This is a genomic window from Flavobacterium sp. CLA17 (genome assembly GCF_013112255.2).
In the GTDB taxonomy this organism is placed as follows: domain Bacteria; phylum Bacteroidota; class Bacteroidia; order Flavobacteriales; family Flavobacteriaceae; genus Flavobacterium; species Flavobacterium circumlabens.
On record NZ_CP068294.1, the window covers coordinates 1,808,802 to 1,826,991 of the forward strand.

Here is an 18,190-nt window from a genome sequence, read left to right on the forward strand (position 1 = left end):
TATGAGTTATTTAGATAATATTTTGTTCGCCATACTTTTGATAGTTGGTTTCGGTTTTTTTGCAACGAGTGTAAAAAAAATTATCCGAAACATTAACCTCGGAGTAGATGTAAATCGAAAAGATAATTCTAAAGCACGCTGGAAAAACATGGCTTTGATTGCTCTTGGGCAGTCAAAAATGGTGAGACGCCCTGTTGCCGGTATACTTCATATTTTTGTATATGTAGGTTTTATAATTATTAATATAGAGTTACTCGAAATCATCATTGATGGTTTATTCGGAACCCATAGAATTTTTGCGCCTTATTTAGGAGTTGTGTATGATGTTTTAATTGCTTCATTTGAAATTTTGGCGCTTTTAGTTTTAGTGGCCGTCATTACTTTCTGGATCAGAAGAAACATTATCAGACTGAAACGCTTTATAAATCCGGATTTAAACGGATTTCCTAAAAGTGATGCCAATTACATCTTGTACTTTGAGATGGTTTTGATGACATTGTTCTTATTGATGAATGCTTCTGACCTGCACCTGCAAAATGTTCCGGGAGGGTTTTCGCATTTTCATAAAGCCGGAAGTTTTCCGGTAAGTCAATTCATTGCTCCACTATTTAACGGAATGTCGAATGAACTGGTGATGTTATTATCCGAAATATTTTGGTGGCTGCACATTACTGGTATTTTGATTTTTATGAATTATCTGTATTTTTCAAAACACCTGCATATCCTTTTAGCATTTCCAAACACTTATTTTGCGAACCTGAAGCCCGAAGGGCAATTTGATAATTTAGAGTCCGTGACCAGGGAAGTTAAGTTAATGATGGATCCAAATACAGATCCTTTTGCCGCCGCTCCGGTGGATGAAAATGCAGCACCGGCGAAATTTGGAGCGAGTGATGTTCAGGATTTAAACTGGGTTCAGCTATTAAATGCTTACACCTGTACAGAATGTGGACGTTGTACGTCGTCATGTCCTGCGAATCAGACGGGTAAGAAATTGTCTCCCCGCAAAATCATGATGGATACAAGAGATCGTCTGCAGGAAGTAGGAAAAAATATTGATGCCAATAAAGGTGTTTTTGTTCCGGATAACAAAACATTACTCAACGATTATATAACACCGGAAGAATTGTGGGCTTGTACCTCATGTAACGCCTGTGTAGAAGAATGTCCGGTAAATATCAGTCCGTTGTCTATTATTATGGATATGCGCCGTTATTTAGTAATGGAACAAAGTGCTGCCCCAATGTCATTAAACGCAATGATGACCAATATTGAGAATAATGGAGCGCCATGGCAATACAATCAGCAGGACAGGCTGAATTGGAAAAATGAAAATTAAAATTGTTTAATTGGTTATTTGTTTAACCGATTATAAAAAATATTTTAGGTTTTTTACTGGGTAATCATAAAGAAAGAGTTTTTACCGATTAACCAAATTGACGATGAACCGATTTAACAAAATAAGAAGATGTCAGAAAGTTTAATAGTGCCAACAATGGCAGAAATGCTAGCCGAAGGAAAACAGCCGGAAGTATTGTTTTGGGTAGGTTGTGCAGGAAGTTTTGATGATAGAGCAAAGAAAATTACAAAAGCTTTTGTACGTATTTTAAATCGTACCAATGTTTCTTTTGCAGTACTTGGTACAGAAGAGAGTTGTACCGGAGATCCTGCAAAACGTGCCGGAAACGAGTTCTTGTTTCAAATGCAGGCCATGATGAATATCGAGGTTCTGAATGCGTATGAAGCTAAGAAAATAGTAACAGCTTGTCCGCATTGTTTTAATACTTTAAAAAATGAATATCCTGAATTAGGTGGTCAATATGAAGTAATCCATCATACAGAATTCCTCAAATCATTAATTGATGAAGGAAGATTAACTGTTGAAGGCGGCCAGTTTAAAGGAAAAAAAATTACTTTTCACGATCCTTGTTATTTAGGAAGAGCCAATAAAGTATACGAAGCTCCGAGAGAATTAATTCAGAAATTAGATGTTGAATTAGTCGAAATGAAGCGTTCCAAATCAAACGGTTTATGTTGTGGAGCAGGTGGTGCGCAAATGTTTAAAGATGCAGAACCGGGAAACAAGGAAGTCAATGTATTACGTACAGAAGACGCTTTAGAAGTTCAGCCGGATATTATTGCAGCGGGTTGTCCGTTCTGTAATACTATGTTGACGGATGGAATTAAACATCAGGAAAAAGAAGGACAGGTTAAAGTAATGGACATTGCAGAGTTAATTGCAAACGCGCAGGATCTTTGATCTGAGGTTCAAAGTGGCAAAGGTCCATAGTTGCAAAGGTTTTTAACTTGAAACTTGAAACCTGAAACTTTTCAGAAATCTAAAATCCAACAATCTAAAATCTAAAATTAAAATGTATATCCCTTTTGAAAATTTACCTGGTGAATCCAGAATTTGGATTTATCAATCAAACAGAAAATTTTCTGATGAGGAATTTTCTGAAATAGAGTCTGACCTGAAAACTTTTGTTGAAGGCTGGGCCGCACACGGAACAAGTCTTGAGGCTTCTTATGAACTGAAATACAACCGATTTATAATTCTGGCGGTAAATCAGGACGTGCAGGCTGCTACAGGATGTTCTATCGATAGTTCTGTTGAATTTATTCAGGCATTAGAGAAAAAATACAACGTTGATTTGTTAGATAAAATGAACGTTACCTTTAAACTGGGGGAACATATCGCTCATAAACCTCTGATTGATTTTAAGAAAATGGTGAAAGATAAGTCAGTATCGGAAAATACGATTGTTTTTAATAATCTTGTCAATAATATCGAAGAATACAACGAATCATGGGAAGTCCCTGCTGCCGATAGCTGGCATAGCAGATTTTTCTAAGAGTAATCTATAAAATAGTAAAAGGCATGAAATCTAAAGTTCGTGCCTTTTTTTTGTTTTTTAAGTTTGTTTCAGGTTTCAAGTTTCAGGTTCGGTTTTCGAAACCTGACACGTTTTTAAGACCCGTCAGGTTTGCTGTATGAAGAAATAAAAGTCTGGTAATCTAAAGATCTACTAATCTGACAAATCTATTATTCACAAAAATCTAACAATTGAAAACTTCAATTAAACGCTATTTTTGAGTACTTTCGTAGTATTAAATTTAATACATGAAAATAGCAATTGTTTGTTATCCGACTTTTGGCGGTAGTGGGGTAGTAGCCACTGAGTTAGGTCTTGAATTAGCCAGACGCGGACACGAAATACATTTTATTACATACAGTCAGCCAGTTAGGTTGGCACTTCTGAATCCAAACGTACATTATCACGAAGTAAACGTTCCTGAATATCCACTTTTTCATTATCAGCCTTATGAGCTGGCTTTGTCGAGCAAACTGGTTGATATGGTGAAACTATACAAGATTGAAGTCCTTCACGTACATTATGCAATTCCACACGCTTATGCGGGTTACATGGCGAAGCAAATGCTGAAAAACGAAGGAATTAATCTGCCTATGATTACCACGCTTCACGGAACAGATATTACTTTGGTTGGAAATCATCCTTTTTATAAACCGGCTGTAACTTTTAGTATCAATAAATCAGATTATGTGACTTCGGTTTCCCAGAGCCTGAAAGATGATACGTTGAAATTATTTAAAATCAAGAATAAAATCAGGGTGATTCCGAATTTTATTGAATTGGATAAAATGGTAAAAGATCCGCAGGCAGCTTGTCATCGTTATGTGATGGCGAAGGAAAACGAGCGTATTATCACCCATATCAGTAACTTCAGAAAGGTAAAACGTATTCCGGATATCATCAAGATTTTCTATAATATCCAGAAAGAAATCCCGGCTAAATTAATGATGGTTGGTGATGGTCCCGAAAAAGAAAAGGCAGAGATTTTATGCCAGGAATTAGGTATTCTGGATAAAGTGATTTTCTTTGGAAACAGCAATGAGATTGATAAAATTTTATGCATGACCGACTTGTTTCTGCTTCCGTCGGAAACGGAAAGTTTTGGTTTGGCAGCCTTAGAAGCAATGTCTTGCGGGGTCCCAGTGATTTCAAGTAATTCGGGAGGTTTGCCTGAAGTGAATTTTGATGGTTTTTCAGGTTATCTGAGTAATGTTGGTGATGTGGAAGAAATGGCTTCCAATGCACTGAAAATCTTAAAAGATGAAGCCGTTTTAAAACAGTTTAAAGCCAATGCGCTGGAAGTTGCCAGAAGATTTGATATCAAAAATATATTACCCAAATACGAAGCGTTGTATCAAAAAGCGATAGACGATTATAAAAATTAACATTCATCTTAAATTAAGTATAAATGAAAAAAGTTATTTCAGTTTTAGCAGTTTTTGCTCTGGTTTCGTGTGGCGTACAGAAAACATCTGATTCAAAAGCCCTTTATGAGATTTTAACGGTACAGTCTGACGGTGGCGGAAATATCAGGTTTTTTGAAATCCTGACCGAACCAAACGAAATCAAAATGCTGGAAAATGATCCGCTTTTAAAAGATAAAATGAAACAGGACGACATCACTAATTCCAATTATGTGATCCTGAACATGGGAGAAAAAAATACGGGCGGTTATTCCATCGGAATTGATAAGGTAGAAGAAACGGATAAAAATATCATTATTACGGTAAAAGAAACTAATCCAGCTCCGGATTCCATGACCATGCAGGTGATTACCTATCCTTATACAGTGGTAAAAATCCGTTCTAAAAAGGAAATTATTATCAAATAAATTTCACTTAAAGAGTGGAACATAAAAAAACCTGTCGCTTAAAACGACAGGTTTCTTTTTACAATTATTCTTTTTATTTAGAATCTGAATTTAACTCCTAAACCAACGTCAAATCCAAAATTGTCATCATCATAATATCCTGAACCAATTTCAGGTCTTGCATCTAACGACAAGGTAATAGGTACCTCTTTAAATCTATATTCGATACCGATATCTCCTGCAGCAAAAACATAAGTTCCGCTATCATTATATCTGGCATTATTGAAACGGTAATCGTAATCCCAGGCAGCTACACCTCCACCGACACCAGCGTACCAGTTAAAGCCACCATCAATATTCCATACCCATTGGTAAAGAGCAACTCCTTTAATGGCGTCTACATCACGGCTGTTTCTCCATCCTAAATCAAACTCTAACCTGTTTTTTTGATTTAATCCTAATTGATATGATACTTCACCTCCAAATCCGTTGTTGTCTCCAAAACGTATCCCTAAAGCATTTTTAGAAATTTCTTGCGATTGTGCCGTAAAAGCTAAACCTAATAGCATAAGGGCAGATAAAATAATTTTTTTCATAAAATTGGTTATTAATTTTTTTCAAACTTACAATTACTGTAAAAACCAAAACGTATAAAATTATTTTAAATTGTTACATAATTCACATTAGCTGAATTTCTGCCAAAATTCAAATGGAATTTTATTTACTTTTTAAGATAGAGGTAATCAGATGATTGCTTAGGATATCTTCCATTTCGAAAAGATTTTCTTCTTCCGTAAAATTAGACTGAGAGTAAGAAAATAATTTCCAGCGCTTTTTATGGTACTCTAAAGCGGTTAAGTTTTCAATCCAGTCCCCTGAGTTGAGATATAAGGTAGATCCGTGTTTATTTTCTTTTTGAATTATTTTAGGCTCGTGAATATGACCGCAGATTACGTAGTCATATTTTTTTTCTATAGCCAGGTCTGTTGCCGTGGTTTCGAAATCTGAAATAAACTTTACTGCTTTTTTGACGCTTGCTTTTATTTTTTTGGAGAAAGAATAAGGTTCTCTTCCTAATTTAGATAAAAGCCAATTGATAAAGCGATTCAGGAGAATTAAATAATCATATCCTAAACCTCCAAGCTTGGCTATCCATTTTGAATGTTGCACGGAAGCATCAAAAACATCTCCGTGAAAAATCCAGGCTTTTTTGCCGTCGAGTTCTAGAATTAATTTATCAACCAAAGCAAAATTTCCCATGTTCATGTCACTGAACTTTCTTAGGATTTCGTCGTGGTTTCCGGTAATGTAGTACACCTTTGTTCCTTTGGAAGCCATTCCGATTACTTTCTGAATAACTCTTAAGTGGTTTTTCGGGAAATAGGATTTTCTAAATTGCCAGGCATCGATAATGTCGCCGTTTAAGACTAATGTTTTCGGTTTTATACTTGATAAATAGTTGTTTAGTTCTTTGGCGTGACTGCCATATGTCCCTAAATGGACATCTGAAATAATGACCAGTTCAACATTTCTTTTTTTCAATTTTTCCTGATTTGAAGTTTAACAAATAAAAGAATCTTAAATGGATTATATTTTATCAAAAGGTTATCAAATCGACCACAATTTTAATAAATTGTGATTTTTAAGCAAATTAACCTTTAGTTAATATTACCAATTTTAAATTTTTTAATTTAATTCATAAAACTTACATTTGCTCAAAACAATTTACAATGGCAGGAAATAGCTACGGCACTTTATATAAAGTTACAACATTTGGAGAGTCTCACGGTGAAGCTCTGGGCGGAATAATCGACGGTTGCCCATCGGGAATAGAACTTGATCTGGAAGCGATTGAGGTTGAAATGTCCCGCAGAAAACCAGGACAATCCGCAATTGTAACCCAAAGAAAAGAACCGGACAGCGTTCAGTTTTTATCAGGAATATTTGAAGGTAAAACTACCGGAACCCCAATTGGTTTTATTATTCCGAATACGAATCAGAAATCTGATGACTACTCTCATATAAAAGACAACTACAGACCAAGCCACGCCGATTATGTATATGATCAGAAGTATGGTTTTCGTGATTACCGCGGAGGTGGAAGAAGTTCTGCCCGCGAAACGGCAAGCAGGGTAGTGGCAGGTGCCATTGCCAAACAAATGCTGCCGGAAATTAAAATTAATGCCTACGTTTCGGCTGTAGGGCCAATTCATTTAGATATACCGTATCAGGAATTGGATTTTTCTAAAACAGAAAGCAATCCGGTACGCTGTCCCGATGAAAAATCGGCAGCGATAATGGAAGAATATATTCGTGATATTCGCAAACAAGGCGATACGGTTGGAGGAATTGTTTCTTGTGTGATTCAAAACGTTCCCGTTGGTTTAGGAGAACCTGTTTTTGATAAATTACATGCCGAATTAGGAAAAGCAATGCTTTCTATCAATGCCGTAAAAGGTTTTGAATACGGTAGTGGTTTTTCAGGATCTGAAATGAAGGGAAGCCAGCACAATGATTTATACAATCCTGACGGAACTACCCAAACCAACCTTTCCGGAGGAATTCAGGGAGGAATCAGTAATGGAATGGATATTTATTTCAGAGTCGCTTTTAAACCTGTTGCAACCATCATGCAGACTCAGGACTCCTTAGATAATAAAGGAAATATTACACCCATGACCGGAAAAGGACGTCATGATCCGTGTGTGGTACCTCGTGCAGTGCCGATTGTTGAAGCAATGGCAGCAATTGTTCTGGCTGATTTTTATTTAATCAACAAGACCTATTAATAAATTGTAAGGCAGTGAGGGTCTTATATTTTAATTATAAACAAAAAACAAATTAATGCAAATTACAGAAACCAAAAAAAAATCATTTCTTTCAGGATTAACCGGGCAAATTTTAATTGCCATGGTTCTTGGGGCAATTTTAGGGATTATATTGCACAATTCGATTTCGCCTGAGGCGGCACAATCGTTTAGCAATAAAATAAAAATGCTGGCGACCATTTTTATCAGATTGGTACAAATGATTATTTCTCCTTTAGTTTTTACGACACTTGTGGTAGGAATTGCGAAACTGGGAGATATAAAAGCTGTTGGAAGAATTGGAGGAAAAGCACTTGGCTGGTTTTTTACAGCTTCTTTTATCTCTTTGTTAATTGGATTATTCTATGTGAATATTTTAGAACCGGGAGTGGGTTTAAAATTAGCACATGTTGATATTGCTACAGCATCGGAAGTAACGGCTAAAACGAAATCAATTTCTTTCGAAAACTTCGTTGAACATATCGTCCCTAAAAGTATTATTGAGGCAATGGCAACCAACGAAATTTTACAGATTGTAATATTCTCCATCTTTTTCGGATTGGCTGCTGCATCATTAGGAAGCACTGTAAAACCGGTTATCAATGCTTTGGATAAGACTTCCCATATTGTTTTAAAAATGGTAAATTATGTAATGAACTTTGCTCCAATTGGAGTTTTTGGTGCCATTGCAGGAGTATTTGCCGTTAGGGATTTTCAGGAATTAGCGATTACCTATTTTAAATTTTTCGGATCATTTCTAATTGGAATCAGCACCTTGTGGGTGGTTTTGATCGTTGTGGGTTATGTTTTCCTTAAAGGGAGAATGACAGAACTGTTGAGACGTATTATTGGACCATTAGTCATTGCTTTCGGAACCACAAGCAGTGAAGCCGTTTTTCCTAAACTGACAGAAGAATTAGAAGATTTTGGTGTAAAAAACAGAATTGTATCCTTCATGTTGCCGCTGGGTTATTCGTTTAACCTTGACGGAAGTATGATGTACATGACTTTTGCGAGTATTTTTATTGCACAGGCCTACGGTGTACATTTAGATTTAGGAACACAAATGGTAATGCTTTTGGTTTTAATGCTTACCAGTAAAGGAATTGCAGGAGTACCAAGAGCCAGTTTGGTCGTTGTTGCGGCAACTTGCGGTATGTTTGATATTCCTGTTGAAGGAATTGCCCTTATTTTACCAATTGATCATTTCTGTGATATGTTCAGAAGTGCTACCAATGTATTAGGAAATGCTTTGGCAACATCTGTTGTTGGGCAATGGGAAGACGATAAAGAATCAGAGATAGCTTCAGAAATTTAAATTTATTTTTTCGAAAGAAAAATCTTTACAATTTTGAAGGTCAGAAATAAAAGAAAGCTGTATTTTTATACGAAATACAGCTTTTTTTTTATTTTTAAATGTATATTTGATCAAATTAGCCGATTCATGCCCCCAATGCGGATTTTTTTACTTCTTTTACTGTTTCTGAATTGTTTAGATAATTCAGTAATCGCGCAATCTGAACATTTGTCAGAGGATAAAATCAATAAACTGGTCCTCGAAGCACTTTCTAACTACCGAGAGTCAAATTTCGAAAAATCATTAATTATCTCCAGAGTTGCCCTAAATCACGCAACGAAAAATAAAAATAATTACCTTATTGCCCGTTCTTATAACATTATTGCTGCCAATTACAGCGAATTGGTTGAATTAGACAAAGCCATTTTCTTTTATAAAAGAAGTTTGTTTTATGCCAATAAAGCCAATAATGATAGTATTAAGAATATGTTATACAATAACTTAGGGAATATTTATTGTTTTGATAAGAAGCAGTACCGATTAGGAATCGATTTTTATAAAAAATCGATCGAACTAAGTTCTAAGATCAAAGACTCCAGCCAGATTTATTTTACGAATGTCAATATTGCATGGTCCTATTTTGATATTGGCCAGTTTAATAAAGGATATCCTTACCTGAAATTTATTAATGCACATGAGAAAAAGTTTCAGGATGATAATACGGTCGTGATTGCAAATATGCTCAACGGTATGTATTGCAGTCATAAAGGCGATAACCTTAAAGCAGATGCTTATTTTAAAAAAGCAATAGAGTTAGGAAAAACCTATGTTGAAAAATCTGATTTGTCTTTTACGCACCTCGAGTATTCAAAATTTTTAAATAAAATTAAAAGAGACAGGGAAGCTTATATAAACCTGGTCGCTTATAATAAAATAACCGAACAAATTTACAATGACGAAAAACTTAAGAAAGCCTCTGTTGCAGGTTTTAATCTGGAGTTAGACGAATATAAAAGACAAATTGATAAAATTGAAGATGAAAAAGATTCACAATATCAAAGTCTGAAAAAATCCAGAATCATTGTTATTCTATTTGTGGTGATTTCATTTATTCTGCTGTTATTGATCATCACCTTGATTAAGAATATCAGATTTAAAAAGAAACACAATTTAGAGCTTCTAAAAGCAAAAGAAATAGCAGAAGAAGCCTCCTTGCTCAAAACGCAATTTATTTCAACTATCAGTCATGAATTGCGGACTCCCCTGTATGGTGTAGTCGGAATAACCAATATGTTGCTGGAAGAACATAAGGAATTATCCAGCAGCCAGCATTTGAGTTCATTAAAATTTTCGGCGAGATATTTATTGTCTTTGGTAAATGATATTCTTCAGATTAATAAAATTGAGGAAAATAAGGTGGTACTGGAAAGTCTGACCTTTAATATTTCAGATGAAATTTCGATGATCAAAAATTCACTTTCTTTTCTCTCTCAAAAAAATAACAATAAAATCTCAATCGATATTGACCCTGAAATCCCCGAATATTTAATTGGTGATAAATTAAGACTGGCGCAAATTCTGATGAACTTAGTCAGCAATGCGCTTAAATTTACGAAAGATGGCGAAGTTGAGATTATTATCAATCTGGTTAAAGTAGAAGGGAAATTATACTTTTTAGAATTTCAAATACAGGATAACGGGGTAGGCATTGCAGCTGTAGATCAGACTAAGATTTTCGAAAAATTTGTTCAGGTTGGCAGAAAAGATGAAGATTATCAGGGTACCGGACTAGGTTTAAGTATCGTAAAAAGATTATTAGGGCTTTTTAATACTACTATAAACCTGAAAAGTAATCTTGGAGAGGGAACATTATTTACTTTTACCATTCCGTTCGAATATGATCCGGAAAAAACAAAACGCATTATAGATGAAATCCAGGTAGACCTGACATCAAATGAAGTCTTTAAGATTTTGGTTGTAGAGGATAATGTTATCAATCAGCTGGTTACCAAAAAAATAATTGAAAAAAATAATTATATCTGCAAAGTGGTTGATGATGGTTTTAGTGCTATAGAGATGCTTCAGAATGAGCATTTTGATCTTGTTCTGATGGATATAAATATGCCGCAGATGAACGGATTTGAAACCTCTAAAAGAATTCGTCAGTTAGGTATAAAAACACCTATCGTTGCCCTTACGGCTTTTGATAAGGATGAAATTACGGATGAAGCTATTTCTTCAGGAATGAACGATATTATTATTAAGCCGTTTGAACCGGTTAAACTGTTTAAAATAATTAATTACTTAATATGTGAAACAAAAAACGTTGGTTGTTAATACCAACGTTTTTTGTTTTGCTTAGAAGCATTTGATTTTCTCGACTTATGAGCACCACCGCTTCGGTTTGAATTGTTTGGTTTTTCTGTCGTTGCTTCAGGAGCGCCGGAATGCCATTGATACGGATGATCGGTAATGATTTTCACATCAACTTTTATAAGTTTCTGAATGTCTTTCCAATACGGTTCCTCATCTTTACTGCAAAATGAAATCGCAATTCCGCCATTTCCTGCACGTCCCGTTCTTCCAATTCGGTGTACGTAGGTTTCAGGGATATTAGGCAAATCAAAATTAATTACAAAGGGCAATTGATCGATATCAATTCCTCTCGCCGCAATATCAGTAGCAACAAGAACGCCAACTTCTTTATTTTTGAAAGCATCCAAAACACGTTGTCTTGCATTTTGAGATTTATCTCCGTGAATTGCTTCTGCCGGAATATCTTTTTTACGCAACGCTTTTACCACATTATCAGCGCCGTGTTTGGTTCTTGAAAAAACCAGCACGTTTGATAAATCCTCATTTTTTATTAAATGATAAAGTAAGTTTCTTTTTTCCGTTTTCTCTACAAAGTAAACGCGCTGTTCTACATTTTCAGCAGTCGATGAAACTGGTGAAACCTCTACTTTTGCAGGATCCTGTAAAAACATTTCTGCCAGTTCGCGAATTGCAATAGGCATTGTCGCGGAGAACAATAAAGTCTGACGGTTTTTTGGCGTTAGTTTTACAATCTTCTTTACGTCGTTTATAAAACCCATATCCAGCATCTGATCTGCTTCATCCAAAACTAAAGTGTGAAGATGATCTAAATCAATAAAACCCTGCTTTTGCAGATCAAGCAATCTTCCCGGAGTGGCAACCAGAATATCAATTCCGTTTTTTAACGTATCCACTTGTGGATTTTGGGAAACTCCTCCAAAGATCGTTAATTGTGTTAAGTTGGTGTATTTTGCATACGTCTCAAAACTTTGTCCAATCTGAACCGCTAATTCACGTGTCGGAGTAACTATAAGAGCACGAATTACTTTTGCTTTTTTAGAAGAACCAACAATTCGGTGCAGCTGATGTATAATTGGAATAGCAAATGCTGCTGTTTTTCCGGTACCGGTCTGCGCACAGCCAATTAAATCCCTTCCTGCCAAAACAATCGGAATAGATTGTTCCTGAATAGGTGTAGGGTTTAGGTAGCCTTCTTCAAATACGGCTTTTTGTATACTTTTTGAAAGTGATAAATCTTCGAATAACATATCTTAGGTATTAAGAATTTAGTTTTAAGTACTAAAATTCTGTGCAAAGATAGCTTTATTCAGTCAATCGTCTATTTGAATCCGGTTTTATTTGGCAAATGGGCTAATTTTCAGCTGCTGTAATTTACTATCTTAAATTATTTCGTTGTTGGCTTTTATAAAATCAGTTATTAAATAGCCAATTAATTTCCCAATCAAATGATTGTTTGGTGATTGGTCCAGATCGGGCGCTCCTTCGCAAATATGTAAGTAAGTGGCATTTTTATGTTCTCCGAAAAATGAAACAAACTGACGCAGTTCTTCGATCGAAAATCCGCTGATAGTCATCGCGCTGCTGGCAATGTTGGGTATCGCATCAAGATCAATTTCAATTCCAAACGGATCTGATTTTACAAAATCCAATGCATAAATCATTTCCTTGTAGAATTCTTTTTCTTTTCGAATGTTTACGCTGTCATACGTGTTGTAGCGCACGCGGTCTTCCAGTTTCTTGATAATATCCAGTACACTTTTGGAAGTATAATTTTCGTGTAAACCAAAAATGAAATATTTTTTTAAGAAACCTTCTTCGTAAGCATAAGAGAATCCATTACCGCTGTGACGGCCTTCAAGGATTCTGAAATCAGAATGAGCGTCAAAATTAATCGCGTTCACGGGTTTTCCTTTTGCAAGCGCGGAACCTTTTATGTTTCCGTAAGCATTATTATGGCCTCCTCCGATTATAATTGGCGTTTTGCCCGCTTTTACAATATTAAAGATGATATGGGAAACTTCTTTATCAATTTTTTCTACTAACTGACTTAATTTCGAACGGTCATCAATATCATTGAAATCAAGATTTTCTACCTCGCGCATTTCTTCCGAAACATTCATTTGTCCTAAAACAATGATCTGACTTCCTTTTGCAAAGCGGTTGTGCTGAATGTTAGCGATACTTTTTATGGCGCTTTCCCAGGCCGATGCTGCCCCGGGTCTGCCGTAATTAGCGCGTACCCCAATATCTTCGGGAATTCCCAAAAGAACGTATTTAGCTTCACTTTCTTTCAAAAATTCGATTTGATCCACTCCTTTTGGAATGATAATCATCTTTTCTCCGAACTTTATTTCACCACTTCGATGATTTGTGACTTTTGCTAAATCATTAATAGTAAAAGGAATTAATTTATCCATAAAAAAAAATTATTGTCCAAAAATAATATAATTGTACTAACTTACGTTATTAGCTTATATTAATTCTTAAATTTGTTATTAAAGAAAATTATTAAATATGGAAAACCCAAAGAACAACAACTCAAGTCTAAAAGCGGTAATCGCAGTTTTAGCAGTCCTACTTATTGGTAGCTTAGTGTATATTTTTAAATTATCATCTGATACAGATGGAGTTAAAACAGAACTTACCACAACTCTGACAGAGAAAGAATCTGTTATGAAAGATTTACAGGAATTAAAAGCAACTTATGATGCTGCCATTGCAGAAAACACTTCTATGTCTGATGAATTAATTCAGGAAAGAGATAAAGTAGTTGCATTAATGGATGATTTAAATAAATCTAAAGGTGATGTATCTAAATACAGAAACCAAGTGCAGGGAATGCAGACTAAAATGAAAACTTTAGTTGCTGAAAACGATGAATTGAAAAAACAAAATGGTGTTTTGACAGTTCAGAGAGACAGTACTATTGTGGTTTTAGGAGAATCTAAAAAATTCAACGAAGTTTTAGTAGGTCAAAACGAAGAATTAGCTAAAACAGTTGAAAAAGGTTCTAAATTATCTGTTTTGAATACAAAAACGGCTGCTTACAAATTAAGAAGCTCAGGAAAACAAATCGAAACTGATAAAGCAAGTCGTGCAGACGTTCTTAAAATAAGTTTTACTATTGCTGAAAACCAAATTGCTAAATCCGGAGATAAAACGTATTACGTACAGGTTATCGATGCAAAAAACAATGTTTTGGGAGATAAGAAAACAGAAAGTTTTGGTGACAACACTTTAACTTACAGTTTTAAAACTACAGTTCAGTACGAAAACAAAAGTGTAAATGTTGTTGAAGATTTACCTGGTAAAGATTTCGCTAAAGGAACTTATTTCATCAATGTTTTTGATAATGATGAGTTAGTTTCTAAAACTAGTTTCTCTTTAAGATAAGAAAGACATTCATTAAAATAAAAAAAAGAGGAGTTTAAAAAACTCCTCTTTTTTTTATGCCAAAATCTTTCCTTCCAGAAAAACACTTTCAATCAGGTTGCTTCCAAAAGCATAGGGAATCTGATAATAGGATGAAATTGGTTTTGTGAGGATTAAATTGGCTTTCTTGCCTTTTGTAATACTTCCGTGGGTTTCCGAAAGACCCATTGCATAAGCTCCGTTTATTGTGGCTGCATTTATAGCTTCTTCAGGAGTCATTCTCATTTTGATACAAGCAGTAGCTACCACAAAATTCATGTTTCCGGATGGAGTAGAGCCGGGGTTAAAGTCGGTTGCCAGAGCCAAAGGCAATCCGGCTTTTATCATTTCGCGGGCAGGTGTGTACGGAATACTTAAAAAATAAGAACAGGACGGTAAAGCAACAGGCATTGTTTCCGTGTCTTTTAAAGCTTCAATATCTTCCGGGTTCATGACTTCGAGATGATCCACAGAAAGAGCTTTAAATTGTATTCCCGCCTGAATTCCTCCAATAGAATTAAATTGATTCACATGTATTTTCGGAATCAGACCATATTGTATTCCCGCGGCCATGATTTTTTCGGTTTCTTCCACAGAAAAATAGCCTGTTTCACAAAAAACATCAATATAATCAGCGAGTTTGTTTTTTGCAATTTCAGGAAGCATTTTGGTGATGATCTCATCGATATAACCGGCTTTGTTTTCTTTATAATGTAACGGAAAAGCATGAGCGCCCAAAAAAGTGGCTTTTATGGAAATGGGATAATTTTCTGCCAGTTTTTTAATCACACGAAGCATTTTTAGTTCTCCTTCAGTTGTTAAACCATAACCCGATTTTATTTCAACCGCTCCGGTTCCCAGCTGCATGACTTCTTCTAAGCGGCGTTTAGATTGTTCGTATATTTCCTCTTCCGAAGCTGCGTTTAATTTAAGAGCTGAATTTAGGATTCCGCCGCCGCGATTGGCGATTTCTTCGTACGAAAGTCCGTTGATACGATCCACAAATTCCTGCTCGCGGTTGCCTGCGTATACGATATGCGTGTGACTGTCGCACCAGGAAGGCAAAACGATCCGTCCTGTGGCATCAATAATCTGATCCGCTTTTATTTCAGGAAGATTTTTCATTTCACCGAAATCTGCGATTAGATGATTTTCTAAAATTAAATAAGCATCTTTGATTGTTGGAAGTACTGCCATTTCAGCTCCTGAAACTTTAGCAACAGACGTTTCCCGAACCTGCAGCAGTTCTTTTATATTGGTAAGTAAAGTTATCATGATGTTGATTTAGTGTATTATATAATGCTGTTTTAATGTGATATAGAAGAAAAATAAAAACACAAATTTCACAAATTATCACTAATCAATTTGTGAAAATCTGTGCAATTTGTGTTTTACTATTGGAATTTAAAAATTGAAAATTTGTTTTTTAATTGTTATTCTGAAACCGTTATTTCAAACATTTTCTCCCAGTATTTCCCGGTAATGAAAATAGTTTTGGTTTGCGGATTGTAAGCAATTCCGTTTAAGACTTCGGCTTGCGGATGTTTGATGAATTTACGTAAATCAGACATATTCAAAATGCCTTCCACAGCTCCGGAAGTTGGATTTACTATAGCAATAGCATCTTTTTGCCATACATTAACATAGAATTTCCCGTTGATATATTCCAATTCGTTGATCGCTTTTATTTTTGAAGTGCCCGAATACACATTGATGTAATCAATTAATTTTTGATTCGCCGGGTCCATTTTCCAGATTTTCTCTGTTCCGTCAGAATGATAAATGTATTTTCCGTCATTTGTCATTCCCCAGCCTTCAAGGTCTTTGTCGTATTTGAACGTTTTTTCAAGTTTAAATGTTTTGGCATCGTAGATAAAACCTGTTTTTTCTTCCCACGACAATTGAAATAATTTTCCGTTGATAAACGTAATTCCTTCTCCGAAATAATCTTTTGGCAAATCAACCTGCGTAATCACCTTACCGGTTTTATAATCTACTTCTCTAAAATAGGAATCTCCTTTTTGTCCCGTGCTTTCAAATAAAACACCATCGTGAAATTCCAAACCTTCCGTAAAAGCTCTTGTATCGTGAGGATAGGTATTCAGGATTTTATATTTTAGTAATTTAGGTTCAATATCAGAAACCAATTCGATTCTTTTGGTCGCATCAGACCAATCAGAGCCGTAATAAGCGGTTGCTTTTAAGTATTGATATCCTAATTTTTGATCTTTTAATTCAAATTTGAATTTCTCGGCACCTTTTGTGCTTCCCACCCTTTTATCGTTTACAGCATAAACAATACTGTCAATTTCTTTCGAATTTGGATTTAAAATGGCGATAGAGACTGCTTCTTTTGATGTAAAATGTGCCGGAAAAGCCGAATCATCGATTGTAAATAAAGAATTTTCACCTTTTTTTGCACCGTTACATCCAATTAATGTGATTCCTAATAAAATGACAGCTAGGAAGTTATATTTTTTCATAGTTAAAAATTTGAATAAGCCAATATACGACGATATTTTTATAGCAACAAAGCTCTTGCAAAAATATAAAAAGATTGTATATTTGCACCGGCAAGTCCTACACGACCAGCTCCTGCAGACTCCCCCAGGATGGGAACATAGCAAGGGTACGTGGTTGAGCGGTGCGATGTAGGTCGCTTGCCATTTTTTATTTTATCGAAATTCTTTTTTAGAATTAATACAAAAGCGTCTTCCTTATGGAGGATTTTTTTATTTTTGGGACTTTGTAAAGTTAAAAGTTATGGGTTAGAGGTTAGAAGTTTTGCCTCAACCGACTCATAACAAATAACTCAAAACTCATAACTCAAACACATAACTTTTCAAAATGAATAAAGTCATTTTAATTACCGGAGGATCATCAGGGATTGGAAAATCTATTGGAGAATTTTTACATCAAAAAGGATTCATCGTTTACGGAACCAGCCGAAATCCTGAAAAAGTATTTAATTCTGTTTTTCCCCTTGTAGCTTTAGATGTTCGAAATGCAGCATCCATACAAACGGCTGTAGCAAAAATTATTGCAACGACCGGACGTTTAGATGTGGTGATCAATAATGCCGGAGTTGGAATTACCGGACCTTTGGAAGAAATTCCGATGGAAGAAATCAAGAATAATTTTGAAACGAACTTCTTTGGTCCAATTGAAGTTATGAAAGCCGTTTTGCCCCAGATGCGCGAACAAAAATCAGGTCTGATTATCAATATTACTTCTATCGCAGGTTATATGGGATTGCCGTACAGAAGTGTTTATTCGGCTTCGAAAGGGGCGCTGGAACTGATTACCGAAGCCTTGCGTATGGAAGTTAAATCTTTCGGAATCGATATTACCAACGTGGCACCGGGTGATTTTGCAACCAATATTGCCGCAGGGCGTTATCATGCCCCTGTAATTTCAGGTTCTGCTTATGAAAAAGTGTATGGAGAAGTGCTGTCTACCATGAACGAACATGTAGATGCCGGAAGCGATCCGAACCAAATGGCTGAAGCAATCTATAAAATTATGCAGTCTAAAAAACCAAATGTACACTACAAAGTGGGTGTTTTTATGCAGAAATTTTCAATCGTATTAAAGCGAATTCTTCCGGATACGGTTTATGAGAAAATGTTGATGAATCATTATAAATTATAAA

Annotated in this window: 16 protein-coding genes and 1 other RNA gene; 11 read left to right on the plus strand and 6 right to left on the minus strand. The window is 35.4% G+C overall.

What is annotated here, in order from left to right:
• Position 1 precedes the first annotated feature (1 nt).
• The 5 genes from HAV12_RS07970 to HAV12_RS07990 all read left to right on the plus strand — a co-directional run bounded on the left by HAV12_RS07970 (position 2) and on the right by HAV12_RS07990 (position 4,707).
• Positions 2 to 1,339 (plus strand): (Fe-S)-binding protein, encoded by a 1,338-nt coding sequence (locus HAV12_RS07970; RefSeq protein WP_171569179.1) that lies wholly within the window; start codon positions 2 to 4, stop codon positions 1,337 to 1,339.
• 129 nt (positions 1,340 to 1,468) lie between these two features.
• Positions 1,469 to 2,260: a (Fe-S)-binding protein gene (locus tag HAV12_RS07975; RefSeq protein WP_171569180.1), complete on the plus strand. Its 792-nt coding sequence runs from the start codon at positions 1,469 to 1,471 to the stop codon at positions 2,258 to 2,260.
• Positions 2,261 to 2,372: 112 nt separating this feature from the next.
• Positions 2,373 to 2,855: an ABC transporter ATPase gene (locus HAV12_RS07980; protein ID WP_132035213.1), complete on the plus strand. Its 483-nt coding sequence runs from the start codon at positions 2,373 to 2,375 to the stop codon at positions 2,853 to 2,855.
• A 269-nt stretch (positions 2,856 to 3,124) separates the two neighbouring features.
• Positions 3,125 to 4,261, plus strand: a complete 1,137-nt coding sequence (gene bshA / locus HAV12_RS07985) for an N-acetyl-alpha-D-glucosaminyl L-malate synthase BshA (protein WP_171569181.1) — start codon at positions 3,125 to 3,127, stop codon at positions 4,259 to 4,261.
• A 23-nt stretch (positions 4,262 to 4,284) separates the two neighbouring features.
• Positions 4,285 to 4,707, plus strand: coding sequence for a protease complex subunit PrcB family protein (locus HAV12_RS07990; protein WP_132035219.1), 423 nt, complete (start codon positions 4,285 to 4,287; stop codon positions 4,705 to 4,707).
• A 77-nt stretch (positions 4,708 to 4,784) separates the two neighbouring features.
• Here HAV12_RS07990 and HAV12_RS07995 read toward each other — a convergent pair whose 3' ends face one another.
• Positions 4,785 to 5,282, minus strand: coding sequence for a hypothetical protein (locus HAV12_RS07995; protein ID WP_171569182.1), 498 nt, complete (start codon positions 5,280 to 5,282; stop codon positions 4,785 to 4,787).
• A 121-nt stretch (positions 5,283 to 5,403) separates the two neighbouring features.
• On the minus strand, positions 5,404 to 6,228 hold the full coding sequence (locus HAV12_RS08000; protein ID WP_132035225.1) for a UDP-2,3-diacylglucosamine diphosphatase: 825 nt from the start codon (positions 6,226 to 6,228) through the stop codon (positions 5,404 to 5,406).
• A gap of 188 nt (positions 6,229 to 6,416) precedes the next feature.
• On the opposite strand from HAV12_RS08000, the gene aroC reads away from it, so the two are divergent.
• The 3 genes from aroC (at position 6,417) to HAV12_RS08015 (ending at position 11,127) form a co-directional block, all read left to right on the plus strand.
• Positions 6,417 to 7,475, plus strand: a complete 1,059-nt coding sequence (gene aroC / locus HAV12_RS08005; RefSeq protein ID WP_132035228.1) for a chorismate synthase — start codon at positions 6,417 to 6,419, stop codon at positions 7,473 to 7,475.
• A 55-nt stretch (positions 7,476 to 7,530) separates the two neighbouring features.
• Positions 7,531 to 8,811: a dicarboxylate/amino acid:cation symporter gene (locus HAV12_RS08010; protein ID WP_171569183.1), complete on the plus strand. Its 1,281-nt coding sequence runs from the start codon at positions 7,531 to 7,533 to the stop codon at positions 8,809 to 8,811.
• Positions 8,812 to 9,018: 207 nt separating this feature from the next.
• Positions 9,019 to 11,127 (plus strand): response regulator, encoded by a 2,109-nt coding sequence (locus HAV12_RS08015; RefSeq protein WP_240345248.1) that lies wholly within the window; start codon positions 9,019 to 9,021, stop codon positions 11,125 to 11,127.
• On the opposite strand, the gene HAV12_RS08020 is transcribed toward HAV12_RS08015, so the two are convergent.
• Together HAV12_RS08020 and HAV12_RS08025 are read right to left on the minus strand one after the other, a co-directional pair.
• On the minus strand, positions 11,124 to 12,374 hold the full coding sequence (locus tag HAV12_RS08020) for a DEAD/DEAH box helicase (protein WP_132035237.1): 1,251 nt from the start codon (positions 12,372 to 12,374) through the stop codon (positions 11,124 to 11,126). The genes HAV12_RS08015 and HAV12_RS08020 overlap by 4 nt on opposite strands.
• Positions 12,375 to 12,506: 132 nt before the next feature.
• Positions 12,507 to 13,544: a formimidoylglutamase gene (locus HAV12_RS08025; protein WP_171569185.1), complete on the minus strand. Its 1,038-nt coding sequence runs from the start codon at positions 13,542 to 13,544 to the stop codon at positions 12,507 to 12,509.
• A gap of 97 nt (positions 13,545 to 13,641) precedes the next feature.
• Here HAV12_RS08025 and HAV12_RS08030 point away from each other — a divergent pair, with 97 nt between their 5' ends.
• Positions 13,642 to 14,520: a hypothetical protein gene (locus HAV12_RS08030; RefSeq protein ID WP_132035243.1), complete on the plus strand. Its 879-nt coding sequence runs from the start codon at positions 13,642 to 13,644 to the stop codon at positions 14,518 to 14,520.
• A gap of 54 nt (positions 14,521 to 14,574) precedes the next feature.
• Here the strand turns inward: HAV12_RS08030 and hutI are convergent, their stop codons facing one another.
• Both hutI and HAV12_RS08040 read right to left on the minus strand, forming a co-directional pair.
• Positions 14,575 to 15,813, minus strand: a complete 1,239-nt coding sequence (gene hutI, locus HAV12_RS08035; RefSeq protein ID WP_171569186.1) for an imidazolonepropionase — start codon at positions 15,811 to 15,813, stop codon at positions 14,575 to 14,577.
• Between the two features lie 158 nt (positions 15,814 to 15,971).
• The gene (locus HAV12_RS08040) at positions 15,972 to 17,021 is read right to left on the minus strand and encodes a glutaminyl-peptide cyclotransferase (RefSeq protein WP_171569187.1); all 1,050 of its coding nucleotides are present in this window, start codon (positions 17,019 to 17,021) and stop codon (positions 15,972 to 15,974) included.
• Positions 17,022 to 17,109: 88 nt separating this feature from the next.
• Between HAV12_RS08040 and ffs the strand changes: the two genes are divergently transcribed.
• Together ffs and HAV12_RS08050 are read left to right on the plus strand one after the other, a co-directional pair.
• Positions 17,110 to 17,207: signal recognition particle sRNA small type (gene ffs / locus HAV12_RS08045), an RNA gene on the plus strand.
• A gap of 178 nt (positions 17,208 to 17,385) precedes the next feature.
• Entirely contained in the window at positions 17,386 to 18,189 is an 804-nt protein-coding gene (locus HAV12_RS08050) for an SDR family oxidoreductase (RefSeq protein ID WP_171569188.1), read from the plus strand.
• Position 18,190: the final 1 nt, after the last annotated feature.